Source organism: Variovorax sp. 10N432, from assembly GCF_056394465.1.
Map to the genome: position 1 here is coordinate 25029 of NZ_JBFTHX010000011.1, position 23583 is coordinate 48611.

The 23583-nt window shown below is 69.3% G+C and carries 23 protein-coding genes; all 23 read left to right on the top strand.

Features of this window, described 5'->3' with window-relative positions; all coding sequences use genetic code 11:
* Nucleotides 1-46: 46 nt before the first annotated feature.
* Entirely contained in the window at nucleotides 47-1393 is a 1347-nt protein-coding gene (locus tag AC1DF3_RS14970; protein ID WP_478140039.1) for an NfeD family protein, read from the top strand.
* 6 nt (nucleotides 1394-1399) lie between these two features.
* The gene (locus tag AC1DF3_RS14975; protein WP_478140040.1) at nucleotides 1400-2179 is read left to right on the top strand and encodes a slipin family protein; all 780 of its coding nucleotides are present in this window, start codon (nucleotides 1400-1402) and stop codon (nucleotides 2177-2179) included.
* 64 nt (nucleotides 2180-2243) lie between these two features.
* The gene (gene corA / locus AC1DF3_RS14980; RefSeq protein ID WP_478140041.1) at nucleotides 2244-3218 is read left to right on the top strand and encodes a magnesium/cobalt transporter CorA; all 975 of its coding nucleotides are present in this window, start codon (nucleotides 2244-2246) and stop codon (nucleotides 3216-3218) included.
* Nucleotides 3219-3223: 5 nt separating this feature from the next.
* Nucleotides 3224-4420: an amidohydrolase family protein gene (locus tag AC1DF3_RS14985; RefSeq protein WP_478140042.1), complete on the top strand. Its 1197-nt coding sequence runs from the start codon at nucleotides 3224-3226 to the stop codon at nucleotides 4418-4420.
* Nucleotides 4421-4441: 21 nt separating this feature from the next.
* Nucleotides 4442-4942 (top strand): nucleoside deaminase, encoded by a 501-nt coding sequence (locus AC1DF3_RS14990; RefSeq protein WP_478140043.1) that lies wholly within the window; start codon nucleotides 4442-4444, stop codon nucleotides 4940-4942.
* Between the two features lie 24 nt (nucleotides 4943-4966).
* Nucleotides 4967-5470, top strand: coding sequence for an ABC transporter ATP-binding protein (locus AC1DF3_RS14995; RefSeq protein WP_478140044.1), 504 nt, complete (start codon nucleotides 4967-4969; stop codon nucleotides 5468-5470).
* Nucleotides 5471-5514: 44 nt separating this feature from the next.
* A complete protein-coding gene (gene dapF, locus AC1DF3_RS15000; RefSeq protein WP_478140045.1) occupies nucleotides 5515-6390 on the top strand; it encodes a diaminopimelate epimerase in 876 nt (291 codons plus the stop codon).
* Nucleotides 6387-7076 carry a DUF484 family protein gene (locus tag AC1DF3_RS15005; RefSeq protein WP_286523886.1) on the top strand — a complete coding sequence of 230 codons (690 nt, stop codon included), beginning with the start codon at nucleotides 6387-6389 and terminating at the stop codon, nucleotides 7074-7076. Before dapF ends, AC1DF3_RS15005 begins: the two co-directional genes overlap by 4 nt.
* Nucleotides 7073-7690 (top strand): YdcF family protein, encoded by a 618-nt coding sequence (locus tag AC1DF3_RS15010; protein ID WP_478140046.1) that lies wholly within the window; start codon nucleotides 7073-7075, stop codon nucleotides 7688-7690. The genes AC1DF3_RS15005 and AC1DF3_RS15010 overlap by 4 nt, the downstream gene beginning before the upstream one ends.
* Nucleotides 7674-8705 carry a tyrosine recombinase XerC gene (locus tag AC1DF3_RS15015; RefSeq protein WP_478140047.1) on the top strand — a complete coding sequence of 344 codons (1032 nt, stop codon included), beginning with the start codon at nucleotides 7674-7676 and terminating at the stop codon, nucleotides 8703-8705. The genes AC1DF3_RS15010 and AC1DF3_RS15015 overlap by 17 nt, the downstream gene beginning before the upstream one ends.
* A complete protein-coding gene (locus AC1DF3_RS15020; RefSeq protein ID WP_478140048.1) occupies nucleotides 8702-9904 on the top strand; it encodes a class I SAM-dependent rRNA methyltransferase in 1203 nt (400 codons plus the stop codon). Before AC1DF3_RS15015 ends, AC1DF3_RS15020 begins: the two co-directional genes overlap by 4 nt.
* Before the next feature lie 89 nt (nucleotides 9905-9993).
* Nucleotides 9994-11046 (top strand): CobW family GTP-binding protein, encoded by a 1053-nt coding sequence (locus AC1DF3_RS15025; protein ID WP_286523880.1) that lies wholly within the window; start codon nucleotides 9994-9996, stop codon nucleotides 11044-11046.
* Nucleotides 11047-11251: 205 nt separating this feature from the next.
* Nucleotides 11252-12139 carry an RNA polymerase-binding protein DksA gene (gene dksA / locus AC1DF3_RS15030; protein ID WP_286533966.1) on the top strand — a complete coding sequence of 296 codons (888 nt, stop codon included), beginning with the start codon at nucleotides 11252-11254 and terminating at the stop codon, nucleotides 12137-12139.
* A gap of 31 nt (nucleotides 12140-12170) precedes the next feature.
* Complete coding sequence (locus AC1DF3_RS15035; protein ID WP_478140049.1) at nucleotides 12171-13733, top strand: STAS domain-containing protein; 1563 nt, start codon at nucleotides 12171-12173, stop codon at nucleotides 13731-13733.
* Nucleotides 13734-13786: 53 nt separating this feature from the next.
* Complete coding sequence (gene hslV / locus AC1DF3_RS15040; protein WP_286533963.1) at nucleotides 13787-14335, top strand: ATP-dependent protease subunit HslV; 549 nt, start codon at nucleotides 13787-13789, stop codon at nucleotides 14333-14335.
* A 17-nt stretch (nucleotides 14336-14352) separates the two neighbouring features.
* Entirely contained in the window at nucleotides 14353-15675 is a 1323-nt protein-coding gene (gene hslU, locus AC1DF3_RS15045; RefSeq protein WP_286523872.1) for an ATP-dependent protease ATPase subunit HslU, read from the top strand.
* A gap of 260 nt (nucleotides 15676-15935) precedes the next feature.
* The gene (gene mraZ / locus AC1DF3_RS15050) at nucleotides 15936-16364 is read left to right on the top strand and encodes a division/cell wall cluster transcriptional repressor MraZ (RefSeq protein ID WP_286523971.1); all 429 of its coding nucleotides are present in this window, start codon (nucleotides 15936-15938) and stop codon (nucleotides 16362-16364) included.
* An 8-nt stretch (nucleotides 16365-16372) separates the two neighbouring features.
* Nucleotides 16373-17299 (top strand): 16S rRNA (cytosine(1402)-N(4))-methyltransferase RsmH, encoded by a 927-nt coding sequence (gene rsmH / locus AC1DF3_RS15055; RefSeq protein ID WP_478140050.1) that lies wholly within the window; start codon nucleotides 16373-16375, stop codon nucleotides 17297-17299.
* A 1-nt stretch (nucleotide 17300) separates the two neighbouring features.
* A complete protein-coding gene (gene ftsL, locus AC1DF3_RS15060; protein ID WP_286533960.1) occupies nucleotides 17301-17642 on the top strand; it encodes a cell division protein FtsL in 342 nt (113 codons plus the stop codon).
* A complete protein-coding gene (locus AC1DF3_RS15065) occupies nucleotides 17642-19390 on the top strand; it encodes a peptidoglycan D,D-transpeptidase FtsI family protein (RefSeq protein ID WP_478140051.1) in 1749 nt (582 codons plus the stop codon). Before ftsL ends, AC1DF3_RS15065 begins: the two co-directional genes overlap by 1 nt.
* The gene (locus tag AC1DF3_RS15070; protein ID WP_478140052.1) at nucleotides 19390-20898 is read left to right on the top strand and encodes a UDP-N-acetylmuramoyl-L-alanyl-D-glutamate--2,6-diaminopimelate ligase; all 1509 of its coding nucleotides are present in this window, start codon (nucleotides 19390-19392) and stop codon (nucleotides 20896-20898) included. Before AC1DF3_RS15065 ends, AC1DF3_RS15070 begins: the two co-directional genes overlap by 1 nt.
* Nucleotides 20895-22346, top strand: a complete 1452-nt coding sequence (locus AC1DF3_RS15075) for a UDP-N-acetylmuramoyl-tripeptide--D-alanyl-D-alanine ligase (RefSeq protein ID WP_478140053.1) — start codon at nucleotides 20895-20897, stop codon at nucleotides 22344-22346. The genes AC1DF3_RS15070 and AC1DF3_RS15075 overlap by 4 nt, the downstream gene beginning before the upstream one ends.
* 54 nt (nucleotides 22347-22400) lie before the next feature.
* Nucleotides 22401-23579, top strand: coding sequence for a phospho-N-acetylmuramoyl-pentapeptide-transferase (gene mraY, locus AC1DF3_RS15080; protein ID WP_286523864.1), 1179 nt, complete (start codon nucleotides 22401-22403; stop codon nucleotides 23577-23579).
* The last annotated feature ends 4 nt before the right edge of the window (nucleotides 23580-23583 follow it).

Here is a 23583-nt window from a genome sequence, read left to right on the forward strand (position 1 = left end):
ACGAGCGTCATGTGACACACCTTGCGGCGGTGCCTAGAATCATCGGATGCGGTCCGCCACCACATGGCTGATGGGACTGGTCCTCCTCGCCCATGCGATGGGAGCGGCCGGCGCCCAAGCCGTGCCTGCCGCTGCCCCCGCGCCCGCTTCGCCCGGCACCGTCGTCCTGATGGAGCTCGACGGCGCCATCGGTCCGGCCGCAGTCGACCACGTGCGCCGCGGCCTCCGGCTGGCGGTCCGCGAACAGGCCCGGCTGGCCGTGATCCAGCTCGACACGCCCGGCGGCCTCGACGCCTCGATGCGCGACATCGTCAAGGACATCCTGGCCTCCCCGGTGCCGGTGGCGACCTTCGTGGCGCCGGACGGCGCCCGCGCCGCCAGCGCCGGCACCTACATCCTCTACGCCAGCCACATCGCCGCGATGGCGCCGGCCAGCAACCTCGGCGCCGCGACGCCGGTGGCGATCGGGGCGCCGACCCCGGCCGTGCCGGACACGATGGCCGCCAAGCGGCTGGCCGACGCCTCGGCCTACCTGCGCAGCCTGGCGCAGCTGCGCGGGCGCAACGCCGACTGGGGCGAGCTGGCGGTGCGCGAGTCGGCCAGCCTGTCGGCGGCCGAAGCATTGCAGAAGAACGTCATCACGCTGATCGCGCAGGATGTGGCCGACCTGCTGCGCCAGGTCGACGGCCGCGAGGTGCGCACGGCGCAGGGGACGCTGCGGTTGTCGACGCGGCAGGCCCAGGTGCTGGTGTTCGAAGCCGACTGGCGCAGCCGGGTGCTGTCGGTGATCACCGAGCCGAGCCTGGCGCTGGTGCTGATGATGCTGGGCATCTACGGCCTGCTGTTCGAGTTCTCGAACCCGGGCTTCGTGCTGCCGGGCGTGGTCGGGGCGATCAGCCTGCTGCTGGCGCTTTTCGGGCTGCAGATGCTGCCGGTCAACTACGCCGGGCTGGGGCTGATCTTCCTCGGCGTGGCCTTCCTGATCGCCGAGGCCTTCCTGCCGACTTTCGGTGCCCTCGGGGTCGGCGGCATCGCCGCCTTCTGTATCGGCGCCGTGCTGCTGATCGACAACGAGGCACCCGGCTTCGGTGTCCCGCTGTGGCTGGTCGGCGCGCTGGCGGTGGTCTCGGCCGGCTTCGTCGTGGTGGTCGCGGGTGCTGCCGCCAGGAGCCGGCGGCGGCCGCCGGTGCTCGGGGTCTCGACCTTGGTCGGGGCCACCGGCGAGCTGGTCGAATTCGCCGACGGCGAGGGCTGGGCGCAGATTCAGGGCGACTACTGGAAGGTGCGCGGCGCGCAGGGCCTGCGCGCGGGCCGCCGCATCCGCGTGATGCGCGTGCAGGGGCTGGCCTTGCAGGTGGCGGAGGACAACACGGAGGGCCCGTGGCGGGCTTGATGAGACATGTTCTTCAACTTCAACATGGTGCTGCTGGCGCTGTTCGTCCTGCTGGTGGCGATGCTCGCAGCGGCCTCGCTGCGCATCCTGCGCGAGTACGAGCGCGGCGTGGTGTTCCAGCTCGGGCGCTTCTGGAAGGTCAAGGGGCCGGGCCTGGTGATCCTGGTCCCCGGCCTGCAGCAGATGGTGCGGGTCGGCCTGCGCGTGATGGTGCTCGACGTGCCGAGCCAGGACGTGATCACGCGCGACAACGTGTCGGTGAAGGTCAACGCGGTGCTCTATTTCCGCGTCGTCGACCCCGAGAAGGCGGTGATCCAGGTCGAGAAGTACTTCGAGGCCACCAGCCAGCTGGCCCAGACCACGCTGCGCGCGGTGCTCGGCAAGCACGAGCTCGACGACCTGCTGGCCGAGCGCGAGCGGCTCAATCTCGACATCCAGAAGATCCTCGCGGCTCAGACCGACCTCTGGGGCATCAAGGTGACCAATGTCGAGATCAAGCATGTCGACCTCAACGAGAACATGGTGCGCGCGATCGCTCGCCAGGCCGAGGCGGAGCGCGAGCGGCGCGCCAAGGTGATCCACGCCGAGGGCGAACTGCAGGCCTCGGTCAAGCTGGCCGAGGCGGCCGAGATCCTGGGCCGGCATCCGCAGGCCCTGCAGCTGCGCTACCTGGAGACGCTCACGGTGATCGGCGCCGACAAGAACTCGACCATCGTGTTCCCGCTGCCGATCGACCTCATCGGCACCTTGCTGCAGCGGCTCGACGAGCGGCCGCCGCGCGCCTGAGCCTTTCTCGCCGCCGCGCTGCGCGTGGCAAGATCATCCGTCTCCATCGCCCGGGCCCCCCGCCATGCTCATCAACTGCGTCGTCTACCAGGACGGTTCCAAGCTCGCCGACATTCCGGTTTCCGAGATCAGCGACTACCTGTCGCGGCCGGGCTGCTTCGTGTGGGTGGCGCTGCACGAAGCCACGGCCGAGGAGCTGGCCGAGCTGCAGCAGGAATTCGACCTCCATCCGCTGGCGGTCGAGGACGCCCAGCATGGCCACCAGCGGCCCAAGGTCGAGGAGTACGCCGATTCGCTGTTCGCGGTGATGCACCTGCTGGAGCCCGATGGGCTCGACCAGGGCGAGCTCGGCGTTGGCGAGGTCGATGTCTTCGTCGGCCGCAACTACGTGGTCTCGGTGCGCAACCGCAGCGAGCACGGCTTCGTCGAAGTCCGCCAGCGCTGCGAGCGCGAGCCCGACTTGCTGCGGCAGGGGCCTGGCTTCGTGCTGTACGCGCTCATGGATGCGGTGGTCGACCGCTACTTCCCGGTGATCGACGCGCTCGAGGTCGAGCTCGAGAAGATCGAGCTGCGGATCTTCACCAAGGGCTCGGCGCGCGAGAGCATCGAGCGGCTCTACGCATTGAAGCGGCGGCTGACGGTGCTCAAGCACGCGGTCGCGCCGCTGCTGGAAGGCGTCGGCAAGCTGCACGGCGGCCGGGTGCCGCAGCTCTGCGCCGGCTCGCAGGAGTATTTCCGCGATGTGGTCGACCACCTGGGCCGCATCAACGCCTCGGTCGATGCCAGCCGCGACACCATCGGCACGGCGATCAGCGTCAACCTGTCCATGGTCACGATCGAGGATGGCGAGGTCACCAAGCGGCTGGCCGCCTGGGCGGCGATCTTCGCGGTCTGCACCGCGTTCGCGGGCATCTGGGGCATGAACTTCCAGCACATGCCCGAGCTGCAATGGCGCTTCGGCTATCCGCTGGCGCTGCTGCTGATCGCGGCGATATCCGGTTATCTGTACTACCGCTTCCGGCGCGCCGGCTGGGTTTGAGGGCCATGTCCCCGCCCGATGCCCTCCTCATCCGCAACGTGCGCCCGCTGGGCCGGGCGCCGGTCGACCTGCTGCTGCGCGACGGCCGGATCGCGGCGATCGGCAGCGCCCTGGAGGCGCCGCAGGGGCCGGTCGACATCGAGGACGGCGGCGGCGCCTTGCTGCTGCCCGGCCTGGTCGAGGGCCACACCCATCTCGACAAGACCCTCTGGGGCATGGCCTGGTACCGCAACGAAGTCGGCACCCGGCTGGTCGACAAGATCGACAACGAACGCGCCTTCCGCCAGGCCAGCGGCCACGATGCGGCGGGCCAGTCGCTGGCGCTGGCCCGGGCCTTCCTGGTCCGCGGCACGACCCGCCTGCGCACCCATGTCGACATCGACACCCAGGCCGGGCTGCGCCATCTGGAGGGCGTGGTGCGCACGCGCGAGGCCATGCAGGCCCTGCAGCAGATCCAGATCGTGGCCTTCCCGCAGTCCGGCCTGCTGCAGCGGCCCGGCACCGCGGCGCTGCTCGAGCAGGCGATGGGCGCGGGCGCCGACCTGCTCGGCGGGCTCGATCCCTGCGCGATCGACGGCGACCCGGTGCGCTCGCTCGACACGCTCTTCGGCATCGCCGAACGCCGCGGCTGCGGCCTCGACATCCACTTGCACGAACCGGGAGCGATGGGCGCCTTCTCGCTCGGGCTGATCATGGACCGCATCGCCGCGCTCGGCATGCAGGGCAAGGTGGCGATCAGCCACGGCTTCTGCCTCGGCGACCTGCCGCCGGCCGAGCGCGACCCGCTGATCGCGCGCATGGCGCAGCTCGGCATGGTGCTGATCACCAGCGCGCCGCCGTCGCGCAGCGTGCCGCCCTTGCTGGCCTGCCGCCAGGCCGGCCTCACGGTGCTGGGCGGCAACGACGGCATCCGCGACACCTGGTCGCCCTACGGCAACCCCGACATGCTCGAGCGCGCGATGCTGATCGGCCTGCGCTACAACCTGCGCCGCGACGACGAACTCGATGTCGCGCTCGACTGCGTCACCCATGCCGGTGCGCGCGGCTGCGGCTTCGAGGCCTATGGCCTGGCACCGGGCGACCGGGCCGACCTGGTGCTGGTCGATGCGCAGACCGTGGCCGAGGCGATCGTGGCGCGGCCGCCGCGCCGGCTGGTCGTGGCCGGCGGGCGCATCTGCGCGCGCAACGGCTCGTTGATCTGACATCCCCACGGAGAAAACACGATGTACCAGGAAGAATTCATGAAGCGCGCCATCGCGTTGTCGGCCCAGGCCTTGACGACGCCCGGCACCGAGCCGTTCGCGGCGCTGGTGGTGAAGGACGGCGTGGTCGTCGGCGAGGGCTTCAACCACTCGGTGGCGCATTTCGACCCGACCTCGCACGGCGAGATCGAGGCGATTCGCGACGCCTGCCGCAACCTGAAGACCGTCGACCTCGGCGGCTGCGAGCTCTACACCTCGTGCGAGCCCTGCGCCCTGTGCGTCGCGGCGATGCGGATCGCCGGCATCGGCCAGCTCTACTACGCCGCCTCGCTGGCGCAATCGGGCGCGGCCTTCGAGGGCGTGCCGGTGGCGGCCCGCCATCCGATCGACGTCGAGGCGCTGCGCGCCGAGGCCGGCGCGCCGCTGGAGCGACGCCAGCCACCGGCCCAGCAGCGGATGGCCGACGATGCGATACAGGTTCTTTCAGATTGGGCTGTAGCACGAAAGGTGGAATTCGAATGATCTTCCGGGCAGAATCCGGCCCACATGAAATTTCGGACTGGCTCGCTCCTTGGCATCGCATTGATTTCCCTGGCATCGCACACGGCCTTCGGCCAGCCGTCGGATGTTCAGGATTCGTTCAGTAAAGAACCATGGTGGGAGCTGGTCGTCGGCCCTTTCGCGGTTCACTTCAGCAACGAGGACGAACACACGCACGTGTACCTGCTGGGCCTCGAGCGCAACCGGCCCGACGGCTGGATGTGGGGCCTGTCGGCGTTCCAGAATTCCTTCGGCCAGGCGTCCGCGTATGCCTACTACGGCTATCGCTGGGACAACCTGTTCGGCAATCCGTCGCTGTACTTCAAGCTGTCGGGCGGCATCATCTACGGCTACGTGGGCCAGTACAAGGACAAGGTGCCCTTCAACCATGACGGCTTCGGCCTCGGCATCATCCCCGCGATCGGCTACAAGTTCACGAAGGCGGATGCGGTGCAGATCGGGACCCTCGGCACCGCCGGCCTGATCTTCACCTACAACCGCAAGTTCTGAAGTCCGGCCCGGGGCCGGCGGGATGGTCAGCCGATAATCCCGGGATGCGAATCCGCTTCACCAAGATGCAGGGCGCCGGCAACGACTTCGTCGTGCTGGACGAAACCCGCGGCACGCTCGGCCTCGACGCCGCGCAGTACCGCTTCCTGGCCGACCGCCATTTCGGCGTCGGCGCCGACCAGATCCTCTCGGTGCGGCCGTCGCCGGCGCCGGGCATCGATTTCCAGTACGTGATCCACAACGCCGACGGCGGCGAGGTCGAGCAATGCGGCAACGGCGCGCGCTGCTTCATGCGCTTCGTGCGCGAGCGCCAACTGACGGCCAAGGACGCGGTGCGGGTGCAGACGCTGTCGGGCGTGATCGAGCCGCGGATGGGGGCCGACGGCCGGGTCACGGTCGACATGGGCGCCCCGGTCTTCGACCTGGCCCGGGTGCCCTTCGATCCCGCAGGGCTCGACCCGCAGCCCGAAGGCGGATGGCACACCTGGCACCTGGCGCTCGGCACCCATGCGGGCAGCGCGATCGTGGCCGTCGCCGTGCTGTCGATGGGCAACCCGCACGCGGTGCAGATCGTCGCCGACGTCGACACCGCACCGGTCGGGGTGCAGGGCCCGCTGATCGAGCACCACCCGCGCTTCCCGCAACGCGTCAATGCCGGCTTCATGCAGGTGGTCGACCGCGCCCACGTGCGGCTGCGGGTCTTCGAGCGCGGCGCCGGCGAGACCCTGGCCTGCGGCACCGGCGCCTGCGCCGCGGTGGTCGCGGGCATCCGGCTCGGCCTGCTCGACGCGAGGGTCGATGTCCAGACCCGCGGCGGACTGCTCACCATCGAATGGGCCGGCGAGGGTGCCCCGGTGCTGATGACCGGCCCCGCGCTCACCGTCTTCGAGGGCGACATCGAGGTGCCGGACCCGTCATGAACAATTTCAACGCCAACGCCATGAACCCGATCACCGAAGACGACATTGCCAACTACCTGGCGAACACGCCCGATTTCTTCGAGCGCCATGCCCAGCTGCTCGGCCAGGTCCAGTTGACCAGCCCGCACGGCAACCGTGCCGTCAGCCTGCAGGAGCGCCAGGCCGAGATGCTGCGCGAGAAGATCAAGGCGCTCGAGCATCGCGTCATGGACATGGTGCGCCACGGCACCGAGAACGTGGTCACGGCCGACCGCCTGCAGCGCTGGACCCGCGGCCTGCTCACCACGCGCGACCCGCGCGGGCTGCCGGGGCAGATCGCCGGCCAGCTGCAGTCGCTTTTCCTGGTGCCGCAGACGGCCATCAAGGTCTGGGATTGCGACAGCGCCTACCGGGACGAGGCCTACGCCCAGTGGGTCAGCGACGACGTCAAGGCGCTCGCCACCTCGCTGACCGCCCCCTATTGCGGCCTGAACTCCGGCTTCGAGGCGGCCGGTTGGCTGGCCGAGCCGCAGGCCGCGGTGTCGATCGCCCTGATCCCGCTGCGGGCCGAGCCCGAGGCCCCGGCCTTCGGCCTGCTGGTGCTGGCCTCGCCGGACGCCCAGCGCTTCAACGCCGAGATGGGCACCGATTTCCTGGAGCGCATCGCCGAGCTTGCCTCGGGCGCGCTGTCGCGGCTGCGCCCTTGAACCGGACCCTGCGGCGCGCCGCCTGGGGCGTGCTGGCGATCCTCCTGGGGGGCTATGCGGCGATTTACTTGATGGTGTGGCGCCATGCGCTCACCCGCCTCGCCGATCCCCCGGCGCGTCCCGCCGATGCGGCGCTGGTGCTCGGCAACCGGGCCTACAAGGACGGCCGGCCGAACCCCTGCATGACCGGCCGGGTCGACGCCGGCGTCGCGCTCGCCAAGGCCGGGGCGGTCCGCCAACTGGTGTTCTCGGGCGGCGTCGATCACGAGGACGGTCGCATCGAAGCCGAGGTGATGGCGCGGCATGCGCGCAGCGTGGGCTATGCCGGAAGCGCGCTGCTGGAGGACGGCTCGCAGTCGACGCGCGAGAACCTGGCGCTGTCGCGCGCCGTTCTGCAGGCCGCCGGCATCCACAGCGTGGTCATCGTCACCGAGCCCTATCACCTCTGGCGGGCGGAGCGGCTGGTGCACGCCGGCGGCTTCGACCGCCAGTTCGATGTCCAGTTCGCCGCCGCGCCGAGCAGCTGCTGGCAGACCTGGGGCATGGCCTTCAAGGGCGCGTTGCGCGAGCCGCTGGCGATCGTGAACAATGCGTTCAATGGCTACCTCCACTGAAGCGGCGCTGGCCGCGATGCCGGCTGCGATCGAGAAGTACCTCGAGCACGTGCGGGTCGAGCGCCGGCTGGCGGCGCGCACGGTCGAGCTGTATGCCATCCACCTCGCGGCGCTGGCGCAGAACGCCGCCGCCGCCGGGCTGGCGCTCGACCAGGTCCAGACCGCCCACGTGCGCCGCTGGATGGCCCAGCTGCATGGCGCCGGCCGCGAGTCGCGCGGCATCGCGCTGGTGCTCTCGTGCTGGCGCAGCTTCTACCGCTGGCTGGGCAACGAGGGGCTGATCGGTGCCAACCCGGTCCAGGACGTCCATGCGCCGAAGGCGGCGCGTCCGCTGCCCAAGGCGCTGGCGGTCGACGACGCGGTGCGGCTGGCCGAACTGCACGACGCAGAGGCCGACCCCTGGGACGAGGCGCGCGACCGCGCGATCGTCGAGTTGCTCTATGGCTGCGGCCTGCGGGTCGGCGAACTGATCGGGCTGGACGTGCAGCCGAGCGGCACGGCGCGGGGCTGGATCGACCTCGATGCCGCCGAGGCCAACGTGCTCGGCAAGGGCAGCAAGCGCCGCCTGGTGCCGGTCGGCAGCAAGGCGCTCGAGGCGCTGGCCGCCTGGCTGGCCGTGCGCGGCGACTGTGCGGCGCTGGAGGCCGCACGGCTGCGCGACCCCGGCAACGCGGCGGCATTGTTCATCGGCCGCAACGGCACCCGCTGCTCGGCCCATTCGGTCTGGAAGCAGCTGCGCGGGCGCAGCCTCAAGGCCGGCCTGTCGGCGCCGGTCCATCCGCACATGCTGCGGCACTCCTTCGCCAGCCACCTGCTGCAATCCAGCAGCGACTTGCGCGCAGTGCAGGAACTGCTGGGGCACGCCAACATTTCCACCACCCAGGTCTACACCCGGCTGGATTTTCAGCACCTGGCCAAGGCCTACGACGCCGCCCATCCCCGGGCCCAGGCGCGCGACGAGGGGCCGCCTGCGGGCGTCGGCTCGCGGCGCGGCAACAAGAACGGTCATTCATGAAGCTTCTGCGTCTGCGTCCCGGCAAGGAGCGCTCGCTGCTGCGCCGCCACCCCTGGGTGTTCGAATCCGCGATCGCCAAGGGCGGCGGCGATGCCGGCGAAACCGTCCGCATCGAGGCCGAGGACGGCCGTTTCCTGGCCTGGGCCGCGTACAGCCCGCATTCGAAGATCCGGGCCCGCGCCTGGAGCTTCGACGAGGGGCAGCGCATCGATGCCGCCTTCCTGGCGGCGAGGGTCGCGCAAGCGGTCCGCGCCCGGCTGCTGTTCGACCTCCAGAGCGACGGCCTGCGGCTGGTCCACGGCGAGGCCGACGGCCTGCCGGGCCTGATCGTCGACCGCTATGGCGACACGCTGGTGGCGCAGTTCCTGTCGGCCGGCGTCGAGCGCTGGAAGGCGCCGCTGGCCGACGCGCTGCTCGCCGCCACCGGCCTCGAAAAGCTCTACGAGCGCTCCGATGCCAGCGGCCGCGAGCGCGAGGGCCTGAAGCCGCAGACCGGCTGGCTGCGCGGCAGCGGCCCGACCGAATTGCGCATCCGCGAGCACGACTGGCAATTGGGCCTGGACATCGCGACCGGCCACAAGACCGGCTTCTACCTCGACCAGCGCGACAGCCGCCAGCGCTTCGCCGAGCTGGCCGCGCGGCGGCGCTTTCGCCGCGTGCTGAACTGCTTCTGCTACACCGGCGGCTTCACGGTCGCCGCCCTGGCCGGCCTGAAGGCGGCGGGCGCGGTCGAGGGCGCCGAGCTGGTCTCGATCGATTCCTCGCTGCCGGCGCTGGAGCGCGCCCGGGCCCACGTGGCCCTGAATGGCTTCGACGATGCCCGTTGCGAATTCCTCGATGCCGACGTCAACGCCAGCCTGCGCCGCTTCGTCGAGGAGGGGCGGCAGTTCGATGCGATCGTGCTCGACCCGCCGAAGTTCGCCCCCACGGTGGCGCACGCCGAACGCGCCGCGCGCGCCTACAAGGACCTCAACCGGCAGGCCTTCAAGCTGCTGGCGCCGGGCGGCCACCTGCTGACCTTCTCGTGTTCGGGCGGCATCGGCGCCGACCTGTTCCACAAGATCGTGGCCTCGGCCGGCATCGACGCCGGGGTCGACGGCTACATCACCGAGCGCCTCGGCGCGGCGCCCGACCACCCGATGACCATCGAGTTCCCCGAAGGCGAGTACTTGAAAGGCCTGGTGGTGGTGCGCAAATAGCCTTTGCCCTTGCCGCGGCGCGGCCGAGCCGGCGTCGCTAAACTTCCCGCCTTCCCCCCCGTTTCCCCGTTTCTCCCCGGAGCATTCCCATGGCCCTCATCCCCGCCACCATCCTCACCGGCTTCCTCGGCTCCGGCAAGACCACCCTGCTCAAGCGGATCCTGAGCGAGGCCCATGGCCAGAAGATCGCGGTGATCGAGAACGAGTTCGGCGAGGAGAACATCGACAACGACATCCTGGTTACCGAGTCGAAGGAGCAGATCGTCCAGATGAGCAACGGCTGCATCTGCTGCACCATCCGCGAGGACCTGCGCGAGGCGCTGCAGCTGCTGGCGGCCAAGAAGCGCAAGGGCCTGCTGGACTTCGACCGGGTGGTGATCGAGACCACCGGCCTGGCCGATCCCGGCCCGGTGGCGCAGACCTTCTTCATGGACGACGAGATCGCCGAGAGCTACCTGCTCGACTCGATCCTGACGCTGGTCGATGCCAAGCATGCTCCGCAGCAGCTCAACGACCGCCAGGAAGCCCGGCGCCAGGTCGGCTTTGCCGACCAGATCTTCATCAGCAAGAGCGACCTGGTCGCCGAGGAAGAGACCGAGGCGCTGATCCACCGCCTCAAGCACATGAACCCGCGCGCGCCGCAGCAGAAGGTGCATTTCGGCGAGGTGCCGATCAAGGACGTGTTCGACCTGCGCGGCTTCAACCTCAACGCCAAGCTGGACATCGACCCGGACTTCCTCAAGGAAGAAGAGGCGCACGACCACGACCATGACCACGCTCACGGCGAGCATTGCGACCATCCCTCGCATGCGCACGAAGGCCATGGCCACCACCACCATCACGACGACGATGTCAAGAGCTTTGTGTACCGCTCCGACCGGGCCTTCGATCCGGCCCGGCTGGAAGACTTCCTGGGCGCGATCGTCAACATCTACGGTCCGCGGATGCTGCGCTACAAGGGCGTGCTGCACATGCAGGGCACCGAGCGCAAGGTGATCTTCCAGGGCGTGCACCAGCTCATGGGCAGCGACCTCGGGCCGGCCTGGGGCGCCGACGAAAAGCGCACCAGCCGCATGGTGTTCATCGGCATCGACCTGCCGCGCGAGATCCTCGAACAGGGCCTCGACCAGTGTCTGGTCTGATTTGACCGCCCTGGGGACGGTTCTCTCTATACAATCGCGCGCCTGTTACGGGAGCCAGACACGTCCTTCTGGGGCGAAGTGTGACTTCCGGCATAGGGTCGGGCGCGTATCGGGGCTGGATTCGGGGGTATAACCCCGGGGTTCGCCATCGGCGAGCCCCCATGATCTGAATGCGCGTCCGAGTCCATCGAAGGAGCCAGTCACCGTGAAGAAACCCGCCGCAACAGCCAAGCCCGCGTCGAAGCCGGCCGTCAAGAAGACGGTGGTTGCCAAGCAGGCGGTACCGGCGGCGAAGAAGGTTTCCGCCAAGCCCGCTGCCGAGCCGCCCAAGCCCGCCGCCAAGAGCAAGGCGCCGGCGGCCGCCGCGGGCGCCCCCTCATCCAAACCGGCCGGCGCCCACGCCGTGCCACCTGCACCATCGAGTCCCATGAAAAAAACGGCTGCCGCCTCATCCTCTTCCGCCCCGGCGACACCCGCAACGACTGCCGCCCCCGCTCCCGCACGCGGCGGCCGTGTGTCGCGGCTGTCACAGCTGACGGTCCCCTCCATGCCGCAATCGGTGGCGTCCACCGCGGCCAAGTCCAGCTTCGTGCAGATCAGCTCGAACGCGCTGGTGCCGCCGCCGCCGATCGCGGTCAAGAAAGATCCGAAACTGGTCAACAACTGGAAGACCAAGTCGGCCGAGGAGCTCAGCGATGCCGAAGTCATCGCGATGCCCGACACCGAGTACATGAACGAGAAGCAGATGGCGTTCTTCCGCCTGAAGCTGCAGGAACTCAAGCGCGGCATCCTCGAGAACGCCGGCGAGACGACCGAGCACCTGCGCGAGGACACGGTGGTCGTGCCCGATCCGGCCGACCGCGCCACGATCGAGGAAGAGCACGCCCTCGAACTGCGCACCCGCGACCGCGAGCGCAAGCTGCTCAAGAAGATCGAGCAGTCGATCCAGCGCATCGACGCCGGCGACTACGGCTACTGCGACGAGACCGGCGAGCCGATCGGTGTCGGCCGCCTGCTGGCCCGTCCGACCGCCACGCTGTCGCTCGAGGCACAGCAGCGGCGCGAACTGAAGCAGAAGATGTTCGGCGACTGATCACCCAGGGAGCCGGACGGAGACGCTGCGCATGGCCAAGGAAGAAACCGGTCGCTTGCTGTCGAAGGTGGCGAAGTTCGTTCGCAATCCCCTCAAGGATTGGTCCGAGCTCGACGCCGACGAGTCGTCGACGCTCGAAAACGGCTACAGCCGTGAAATGCTCAAGGAAATGATCGAGCGGCGGCAGCGCAACGACTTCGTGCGCCGCCGCGAGTTCGACATGCTGCGCAAGCTGCGCCAGCGCGAGGCGGCCGGCGGGCGCGACCCGGCGGCCACGCCGTCGTCGTTCAACGTCAGCAGCACCAACGACAAATCCGATGGCCGGGCGCTCACGCTCAAGAAGATCGACGAGATCGAAGAGCAGATGTCCCAGCAGTGGTGGAAGGGGCGCGACCCCCGCGCCGCGGCCCCGGCCGCCGAAGGTGCGCCGGCCGATGGCGCGCCGCACATGGCCGAACAGCATGCGCGCGCCTATGCCGACACGGTGCCGGGCGTGCCGCAGGGCGGGGTCCAGGGGCTCCAGGTCCAGTTGCCCGCCCATGACGGCAGCATCGAGGAAGCCGCGATCCGCTATGCCCACGGCGACGATGCCGGCGCCGAGGCGATCCTGTTGCAGGCGCTGGCGCCCGACAGCCCGACCGGCTCGCACGACGACACCTGGCGCACCCTGCTCGATCTTTACCGCGCCACCGGCGACGCCGAGAAATTCGAGGCCGCCAGCACCCGCTATGCCCAGCGGATGAAGCAGGCCGCGCCCGAGTGGATCTCGTTCCGTGCCCTGGCCAACTCGGCCCGCGCCGCGACACCGGGCCAGCCGGTGCCGGCGCCGGCGAGCGATGCCGACTGGGCCAGCCCGCCGCGGCTCGCGCGCGAGGGCCTGATCGGCCTGACCCGTGCCCTGGGCGCCGCCGGCCCGTCGTGGCGGCTCGACTGGAGCGCGCTCGACGCCATCGAGCCCGATGCGGCCGGGCCGCTGCGGGCCTTGTTCACCCATTGGGCCGACTCGACCGTGCAGCTGCGCTTCCGCGGCGCCGACCGGCTGCTGCTGGTGCTCGCCGAAGCCACGCCGGCCAACGACCGCGGCGTCGATGCCGTGTGGTGGCAACTCCACATGGCGGCCTTGCGGGTGATGCACCGCGGCGACGAATTCGAGCTGCTGGCGCTCAACTACTGCATCACCTACGAAGTGTCGCCGCCGCCCTGGGAAGATCCCAAGGGCGACTTCGCGTCGCTGGACGCCGCGCCGGCGGCAGACGCTCCCGCGAGGGCTTTCTCCTTCGGCGCCGACGAACCGCACAAGCCCGCCGCGCCGGAGCCGGGCCACAGCCAGCTGGTCGGCGACCTGATCGGCGAGTCGCTCTCGACCTGGCAGCGGCTCGACGCCGACCTGGGCGACGCGGCGTCGCCGGTGGTGTCCTGTGCGGCCCTGGTGCGGATCGATTTCGCCGCCGCCGGGACCCTGCTCAACTGGGTCACCGACCACCACGGCAGCGGCCGCAGCGTGCAGTTCACCGACGTCCACCGCCTGGCGGCGGCCTTTTTCGACGTCATCGGCATCGCCGACCACGCCTCGGTCGCCCTCAGAAAAGACTGAAGTCGGCGCCGGCCGGGGGTTGAGATCGGGCCCTTCGCCCTGAAGTTGCTTCGATGGAACAATTTCATGGAACCACCATCGTCAGCGTCCGCCGCAAGGTTGCAGGGGCCGCCGACCAGGTCGCCATCGGCGGCGACGGCCAGGTCACGCTGGGCAACATCGTCATCAAGGGCACCGCGCGCAAGGTGCGCCGGCTCTACCACGGCAAGGTGCTGGCCGGTTTCGCCGGCGCCACCGCCGATGCCTTCACCCTGTTCGAGCGCTTCGAGGCCAAGCTCGAGAAGCACCAGGGCCACCTGGCGCGCGCGGCCATCGAGCTGACCAAGGACTGGCGCACCGACCGCGTGCTGCGCCGTCTCGAGGCCATGCTGGCCGTGGCCGACGCCACCAGCTCGCTGATCATCACCGGCAACGGCGACGTGCTGGAGCCCGAGAACGGCATCATCGCGATCGGTTCCGGCGGTGCCTACGCACAAGCCGCGGCCAAGGCGCTGCTCGACAACTCCGAGCTGCCCGCCGAGCAGATCGTGAAGAAATCGCTGGAGATCGCCGGCGAACTCTGCATTTACACGAACATGCACCACACGGTCGAGACCCTCTGAGAATCGCGAGCCCCTCCATGTCCATGACCCCCCAGGAAATCGTCTCCGAGCTCGACCACCACATCGTCGGGCAGCCCCAGGCCAAGCGCGCGGTCGCGATCGCGCTGCGCAACCGCTGGCGCCGCCAGCAGGTCGAGGAGAAGCTGCGCGCCGAGATCACGCCCAAGAACATCCTCATGATCGGCCCGACTGGGGTCGGCAAGACCGAGATCGCGCGCCGGCTGGCGCGGCTGGCCGATGCGCCCTTCATCAAGGTGGAAGCCACCAAGTTCACCGAGGTCGGCTATGTCGGCAAGGACGTCGATTCGATCATCCGCGACCTGGCCGAGATCGCGATCAAGCAGACCCGCGAAGCCGAGAGCGCCAAGGTCCGCATGCGGGCCGAGGATGCGGCCGAGGAGCGCATCCTCGACGTGCTGCTGCCGCCGGCACGGCTGCCCGACGGCGCTGCCGGCGATGGCGCCAGCCCGACCCGCCAGGCCTTTCGCAAGAAGCTGCGCGAGCATGCGCTCGACGACAAGGAGATCGAGATCGACTTGGCCGAGACCCGCCAGCCGCTCGAGATCATGGGACCGGCCGGCATGGAGGAAATGACCGAGCAGCTGCGCGGCATGTTCGGCCAGCTGGGGCAGGCCAAGCGCAAGACCCGCAAGCTCAAGATCGCCGAGGCGATGCGGCTCCTGATCGACGAAGAGGCCGCCAAGCTGGTCAACGAGGACGAGATCCGCAGCCAGGCGATCCACAACGCCGAGCAGAACGGCATCGTCTTCATCGACGAGATCGACAAGGTCGCGACCCGCAGCGAGGCGCAGGGCGCCGACGTTTCTCGCCAGGGCGTGCAGCGCGACCTGCTGCCGCTGGTCGAGGGCACGGCGGTGAGCACCAAGTACGGCGTGGTGCGCACCGACCACATCCTGTTCATCGCCAGTGGCGCCTTCCACCTCAGCAAGCCGAGCGACCTGATTCCCGAGCTGCAGGGCCGCTTCCCGATCCGGGTCGAGCTGCAGTCTTTGTCGGTGGCCGATTTCGAGAGTATCCTGACCCAGACCCAGGCTTCGCTGGTGAAGCAGTACCAGGCCTTGCTGGCGACCGAGGGCGTCACGCTCGAATTCACGCCCGAGGGCATCACGCGGCTCGCGAGCATCGCCTTCGATGTCAACGAGCGGACCGAGAACATCGGCGCGCGGCGGCTGTCGACCGTCATGGAGCGGCTGCTCGACGAAGTCAGCTTCGATGCCGCGAAGCTCGATGGCCAGGCGGTGCGCATCGACGCCGCCTATGTCGACGAACGCCTCCAGGCACTAAGTCACGACGAAGACCTTTCTCGATTCATCCTCTGAATCGCCTGGCGTAGGACGCGGCTCATGCATTACTTTCATTGCGTGAGCTAAGTGCTTCATTTGCAACGGAATTCGGTGTTTTTGCGCGTGCAAAAACACCGCTAAGTCGTTGATTCCATTACAAAAAATACCCGCGAGCCCCGGTTGCGGAGTAGGCGTTTCCTGCTACAGTGGAAAAAAGTGCAGTTAAGTGGGAAAAAGTGTCGAGCAAGGCCTGATTCGGGCCTCGCGACAATTCCCACCACCGGGGTCTCGTGGTCGTGTTTCAAGGCGCTTCATCGCTCAGTCTGGATGCCAAGGGGCGGCTCTCCGTGCCGACCCGGCATCGTGACGTCCTGAGCGCGACCGCCGGCGGCCAGCTCACGTTCACCAAGCATCCGCACGGCTGCCTGATGCTGTTCCCGCGTCCCGAGTGGGAGAAGTTCCGCGAGCGCATCGCCGCGCTGCCGATGTCGGCGCAGTGGTGGAAGCGGGTCTTCCTCGGCAACGCGATGGACGTCGAGATGGACGGCACCGGTCGCGTGCTGGTCTCGCCCGAACTGCGCGCCGCCGCCGGCATCACGCGCGATGCCCTGCTGCTCGGCATGGGCAACCACTTCGAACTCTGGGACAAGGCGACCTACGATGCCAAGGAGGCCGAGGCCACCCAGGGCCAGATGCCGGACGTATTCCAGGACTTCTCGTTCTGAGGCGCGCAGTGGAACAGCCGTGGACCCACACCACCGTCTTGTTGAAGGAAGCGGTGGATGCACTTTTCCCCGATGCCTCGGAGGCCGCGGGCACCTACGTGGACGCGACCTTCGGACGCGGGGGGCATGCCCGCGCGATCCTTGCGAGGCTGGGGCCCGCGGGCCGGCTGATCGCGTTCGACAAGGACGCGGAAGCGGTGGCCGAAGCAGCGCGCATCGAGGATGCGCGTTTTTCCATCCGCCACCAGGGCTTCAGGGACCTGGGGGAACTGCCGCGGTCCAGTGTGGCAGGCCTGCTGATGGACCTCGGTGTCAGCTCTCCCCAGATCGACAACCCCGCACGGGGTTTTTCTTTTCGTTTCGACGGACCGCTCGACATGCGCATGGACACCACGCGCGGCGAGAGCGTTTCCGAATGGCTGGCGACAGCCGAGCAGCAACAGATTGCGGAGGTGATTCGTGACTATGGCGAAGAACGGTTTGCTGTTCAGATTGCAAAGGCGATTGTTGCTCGCCGACAAGAACGGGGCCCAGTTTCAACCACCGCCGAGCTGGCCGAGCTCGTGGCTGGCGCGGTCAAAACCCGCGAGCCGGGCCAGAACCCTGCAACGCGCACATTTCAGGCTCTTCGGATTTTCATCAATGCCGAGCTTGAAGAGCTGCAACAGGCGCTAGAGGCGAGCCTGGCCGTGCTGCAGCCCGGGGGGCGCCTGGCCGTGATCAGCTTCCATTCGCTGGAAGACCGGATCGTGAAGCAGTTCATCGCCCAGCATTCGAAGGAGGTCTACGACCGCCGCGCGCCCTTCGCGGTGCCGAAGGCGATGAAGCTCAAGGCCCTGGCGCGCGTCAAGCCCTCGAAGGCCGAGGTCGAGGGCAACCCGCGCTCGCGCAGCGCGATCCTGCGCGTGGCCGAGCGCACCGGCGAGGGCCTCTGACATGGCGCGCCTCAACCTGCTGCTGCTGATCGCCGTGCTGGGCTCGGCGATGTACCTCGTCCACACGCAGTACCTGTCGCGCCAGCTCTTCACCGAGCTGCATCGGATCGAACTCGAGGCCCGCAGGCTCGAGCTCGACCGCGACCGGCTGCAGGTCGAGAAACGGGCGCAGGCGACGCCGCTGCGGGTCGAGAAACTGGCCAAGGAGCAGCTCAAGATGCGCACCACCTCGCCGGCCATCACGCAGTACGTGCGCGCCGACGGCACCGTGATCCCGGCCGTGGTGGCGCCTGCGCCCGCCACGCCGCCCGGCCGTGCCGCGCCGTCGAAGGGAGCCCACTGATGCCGCGCCGGAGCGTCCAATACACCACCAGCCCGCTGCTGGCGAGCAAGACGCCGGTCTGGCGCAGCAAGTTCATCGTCGCCGCGATCGCCGGCGGCTTCGCGCTGCTGGCCGCCCGCGCCGCCTACGTGCAGGTGCTCGACAACGCCTTCTTCCAGCGCCAGGGCGAAGTCCGCTTCACCCGCACGCTGGAGCTGCCGGCCAACCGCGGCCGGATCCTCGACCGCAACGGCCTGCTGCTGGCCTCCAGCGTGGTGGCGCCGAGCATCTGGGCGATCCCCGAGGACATCGAACGCGACGACCCGGAGGTCAAGGCCAAGCTCAGGCAGGTGGCCAAGCTGCTCGAGATGCCGCAGAAGGAGTTCGACAAGAAGCTCGAGGACGAGGACAAGACCTTCGTCTGGGTCAAGCGCCAGGTCGACGAACCGATCGCCAAGCAGATCGCCGCGCTCAACATCAAGGGCATCTACCAGCGCAAGGAATACAAGCGTCAGTACCCCGAGGGTGAGGCGGCGGCGCACGTGGTCGGCTTCACCAATGTCGAGGACAACGGCCAGGAAGGCATCGAACTCGCCTTCAACAAGGACCTGGGCGGCAAGGCCGGCTCGCGGCGCGTCATCAAGGACCGCCTGGGCCGAGTGGTCGAGGGGGTCGGCGAGCAGGTGCCGCCGGTGGACGGCAAGGACATCCAGCTCAGTGTCGACAGCAAGGTCCAGTTCTTCGCCTATCAGAAGCTGCGCGACGCCGTGACGATGCACAAGGCCAAGGCCGGCAGCGTGGTGGTTCTCGATGCCATCACCGGCGAGGTGCTGGCGCTGGCCAACTACCCGAGCTATGTGCCCGACAAGCGGCAGAACCTGACCGGTGAACAGCTGCGCAACCGGGCCCTGACCGACGTCTTCGAGCCCGGCTCGACCATGAAGCCGGTGACCGTCGGCATGGCGCTGGAGGCGGGCCGCGTCACACCGCAGACCGTGATCCCGACAGCGCCCGGCCGCATGAGCATCGGCGGCTTCACGATCAGCGACACCCACAACTACGGCGCGCTCACGGTCGAGGGCGTGATCCAGAAGTCGAGCAACATCGGGGCGCTGAAGATCGCCCAGCGGATGACGCCGCGCGAGATGTGGGACACCTACACCGCGCTCGGCTACGGCCAGAAGCCGCAGATCCAGTTCCCGGGCGCCGTCACCGGCCGCCTGCGGCCCTGGAAGTCGTGGAAGCCGGTCGAGCAGGCCACCATGGCCTACGGCTATGGCCTGTCGGCGTCGCTGTTCCAGATGGCGCACTCGTACACCGCGTTCGCGCACGACGGCGACATCATTCCGGCGACCATCCTCAAGAGCAGCGAGCCGGCGGTCGGCGTCAAGGTGTTCTCGGCCCAGAACGCGCTGGCGGTGCGCAAGATGCTGCAGATGGCGGCCGGCCCGGGCGGCACCGGGCCGCTGGCGCAGACCGTCGGCTACTCGGTCGGCGGCAAGTCCGGCACCGCGCACAAGCAGGTCGGCAAGGGCTATGCCAGCAACAAGTACCGCGCCTGGTTCACCGGCATGGCGCCGATCGAGAAGCCGCGCATCATCGTCGCGGTGATGATCGACGAGCCGAGCGCCGGCCAGTACTTCGGCGGCCTGGTGGCGGCGCCGGTGTTCAGCGAAGTCGTGCAGCAGACCCTGCGCATGATGAACGTGGCGCCCGATCTCGCAGTCAAACCCCTGGTCGTGACCAAGGGTGTGGAAGAGAGCTTCTGATGGGCGTGACGACGCTGCACAACCCCGCCGAAGCCGCCCGCTGGCTGCGTTCGCGCGTGCGCGGCGCGCTGCACGCCGACAGCCGCGCGGTCGGCGCCGGCGATGGCTTCATCGCCTGGCCCGGCGCGGCGACCGACGGCCGGCGCTTCGTCGCCGCTGCGCTGGCCCAGGGCGCCTCGGCCTGCCTGGTCGAGCACGAGGGCAGCGCGGCCTTCGGCTTCGAGGGCGAGGCGATCGCCACCTACGCCGGCCTCAAGGCCGCGACCGGCCCGATCGCGGCCGCCTACTACGACACCCCCTCGGCCAGCCTGGACCTGATCGCCGTCACTGGCACCAACGGCAAGACCTCGACCGCCTGGTGGCTGGCGCAGGCGCTGTCGTCCAAGGCCGCCGATGCGGTGGGCTCGTCCTGCGCCGTGGTCGGCACGCTGGGCATCGGCGTGCCGCCCGATCTGACCTACACCGGGCTCACGACGCCCGACCCCGTCATGCTGCAGCGCGAGCTGCGCGGCTTCGTCGAGCGCGGCTTCGGCGCCTGCGCGATCGAGGCCTCGTCGATCGGCATCGCCGAGCGCCGGCTCGACGGCAGCCGGGTCGCGGTGGCGGTGTTCACCAATTTCACCCAGGACCACCTGGACTACCACGGCAGCATGGAGGCCTACTGGCAGGCCAAGGCCGAGCTGTTCCGCTGGCCCGGCCTGCGCGCCGCGGTGGTCAACATCGACGACCTGCACGGCGCTTCGCTGGTGGCCGGCCTGCTCGAGCAGGGTGTCGGCGCGCTCGATGTCTGGACCGTCTCGGCCGCGGGCGCTCCGGCCCGGCTGATGGCGCAGGACGTCGGCTACGACGCCCAGGGCCTGACCTTCACGGTGGTCGAGGACGGTGCGCCGGCGCAGCGCCTGGCCACCTCGCTGATCGGCCAGTACAACGTCGCCAACCTGCTCGGCGTGATCGGCGCCTTGCGGGCGCTCGGCCTGCCGCTCGACGCGGCGGTGCGGGCCTGCACCGGGCTCGACAGCGTGCCGGGCCGCATGGAGCGCCTGAGCCTGCCCGGCCGGCCGCTGGCGGTGGTCGACTATGCCCACACGCCCGATGCGCTCGACAAGGCGCTGGCCGGCCTGCGGCCGCTGGCGCGCCAGCGCGGCGGTGCGCTGTGGTGCCTGTTCGGCTGCGGCGGCGACCGCGACAGCGCCAAGCGGCCGATGATGGCCGCCGTGGCCGAGACGCAGGCCGACCGCGTGGTCGTCACCAGCGACAACCCGCGCAGCGAGAAGCCGTCGGCCATCATCAGCCAGATCCTGCTGGGGCTGGCGCGCCCCGAAGCGGCCCAGGTCGAGCCCGACCGGGCCCGGGCGATCGCCGAGACCCTGGCCCAGGCCCGCCCGGAAGATGTGGTGCTGCTGGCGGGCCGCGGCCACGAGGCCTGGCAGGAAATCGCCGGCGAGCGCATTGCGTTCTCGGACCGGGCGCATGCGCTCGATGCGCTCACGGCAAGGAGCGGTGCATGACCGACGCGCAGGCAGCGACCCCCATGATGACGCTCGGCCAGGCCCTGGCCTGGATCCGGGGCGCCCGGCTGGTCGGCGATCCGGCGACGCCGATCCTGCGCGTCCACACCGACACCCGCAGCCTCGCGGCCGGCGACCTGTTCGTCGCGCTGAAGGGCGAACGCTTCGACGCCAACCAGTTCCTGGGCGATGCCCGGGCGCGCGGCGCCGTGGCCGCGATCGCCCATGGCGGGCTCGAGGCGGCCGGCTTGGCGGGTCTCGAAGTGGCGGACAGCCTGGTGGCACTGGGCGCCCTGGCGGCGGGCTGGCGCGCTCAGTTCGACCTGCCGCTGATCGCGGTCACCGGCAGCAACGGCAAGACCACCGTGACGCAGATGATCGCGTCGATCCTGCGCGCCGCCTGCGGCGAGGGCGCGCTGGCCACGGCCGGCAACTTCAACAACGAGATCGGCGTGCCGCTGACCCTGCTGCGCCTGCGCGCGCGCCACCAGCGCTCGGTGGTCGAGCTGGGCATGAACCACCCGGGCGAGATCGCGCGGCTGGCGCGGATCGCGCGGCCGACCATCGCCCTGGTCAACAACGCCCAGCGCGAGCACCAGGAGTTCATGGCCACGGTCGAGGCGGTGGCGCGCGAGAACGGGGCGGTCTTCGAGGCCCTGCCGCCGCAAGGCACGGCCGTCTTCCCGCACGCGGACGAATTCGCGCCGCTGTGGAGCGAGATCGCCCATCGGGCGGCGTCCCGGCGCTGCCTGAGCTTCGGCGACCAGGCCGGTGCCGACATCGCGCTGGGGTCCGCCGACTGGGCCGACGGCGCCTGGCGGGTCGAGGCCCGCACGCCGCTGGGCGAGCTGCGCTTCAGGCTCGGCATCGCCGGCCGCCACAACGTCATCAATGCGCTGGCGGCGATCGCCTGCGCGCTTGCCAGCGGCGTGTCGCTCGACCGCATCGCCGAAGGGCTGTCCGCCTTCGAGCCGGTCAAGGGCCGTTCCAGGGCGATCGCGCTGCGGCTGGCCGGCGGCCGGACGATCACCCTGGTCGACGACACCTACAACGCCAATCCCGATTCGATGCTGGCCGCGATCGACGTGCTCGCCGCGCTGCCGGGCCCGCGCCTGCTGGTGATCGGCGACATGGGCGAGGTTGGCGACCAGGGCCCGCAGTTCCATGCCGAGGTCGGCCAGCGGGCGCGCGAGCGCGGCATCGACGCGGTGTACGCGCTCGGCCGCGAATCGGCGCACAGCATCGCCGCCTTCCAGGACCCGGCCGCGGGCCGCCATTTCGACGACATTGATTCGCTCAACGCCGCCGTGCTGGCGCAGCTGCCGCTGGCCGGCAGCGTGCTGGTCAAGGGCTCGCGCTTCATGCAGATGGAGCGCGTGGTCCAGGCCGCCGCGGGCTGGGCCGAATCACGACAACAACAAGACAAGGAGGCCGGTCATGCCGCATGAGTCGCGCATCGAGGCCCGTTCACCCATGCCCCATTTCGCGCCGAGGTTCCGCCCATGCTGCTGAGCCTCGCCCTGTGGCTGCAAAGCCTGTCGCCGGATTTCGGTTTCCTGCGGGTCTTCCAGTACCTGACCTTCCGCGCCCTGATGGCCTCGCTCACCGCGCTGCTGCTCGGCCTGGCCGCCGGTCCCTTCGTGATCCGGCGCCTGACGGCGCTCAAGATCGGCCAGCAGGTGCGCAGCTACGGCATGGAGACGCACCTGACCAAGAGCGGCACGCCGACCATGGGCGGCGTGCTGGTGCTGTTCTCGATCGCGTTCTCGACCTTGCTGTGGTTCGACCTCTCGAACCGCTTCGTCTGGATCGTGCTGTGGGTCACGCTGGGCTTCGGCGCCATCGGCTGGGTCGACGACTGGCGCAAGGTGGTGCGCAAGGACCCCGAGGGCATGCGTTCGCGCGAGAAGTACTTCTGGCAGTCGGTGGTCGGGCTGGTGGCCGGCTTCTACCTGCTGTTCAGCATCTCCGAGAGCTCCAACTGGCGCGTGCTCGAACTGTTCTACGCCTGGGTGCGCTCGGGTTTCGACCTCGACTTCCCGCCCAAGATCAACCTGCTGGTGCCCTTCTTCAAGGAAGTCAGCTATCCGCTCGGCGGCATCGGCTTCGTGATCCTGACCTACCTGGTGATCGTCGGCGCCAGCAACGCCGTGAACCTCACCGACGGCCTCGACGGGCTGGCGATCATGCCGGTCGTCATGGTCGGCTCGGCGCTCGGCGTGTTCGCCTATGTCACGGGCAGCGCGGTCTATTCGCGCTACCTGCTGTTCCCGCACATCCCGGGCTCCGGCGAGCTGCTGGTCTTCTGCTCGGCCATGGCCGGCGCCGGCCTGGCCTTCCTGTGGTTCAACACCCATCCGGCGCAGGTCTTCATGGGCGACGTCGGCGCGCTCGCGCTCGGTGGCGCGCTCGGCACCATCGCCGTGATCGTCCGCCAGGAGATCGTGTTCTTCGTGATGGGCGGCATCTTCGTGGTCGAGGCGATCTCGGTGATGGCCCAGGTCACGTACTTCAAGTACACCAAGAAGCGCTTCGGCGAAGGCCGGCGCGTGCTCAAGATGGCGCCGCTGCACCACCATTTCGAGAAGAGCGGCTGGCGCGAGACCCAGGTCGTGGTCCGTTTCTGGATCATCACGATGCTGCTGTGCCTGGTCGGCCTGTCCAGCCTGAAGCTGCGTTGACACC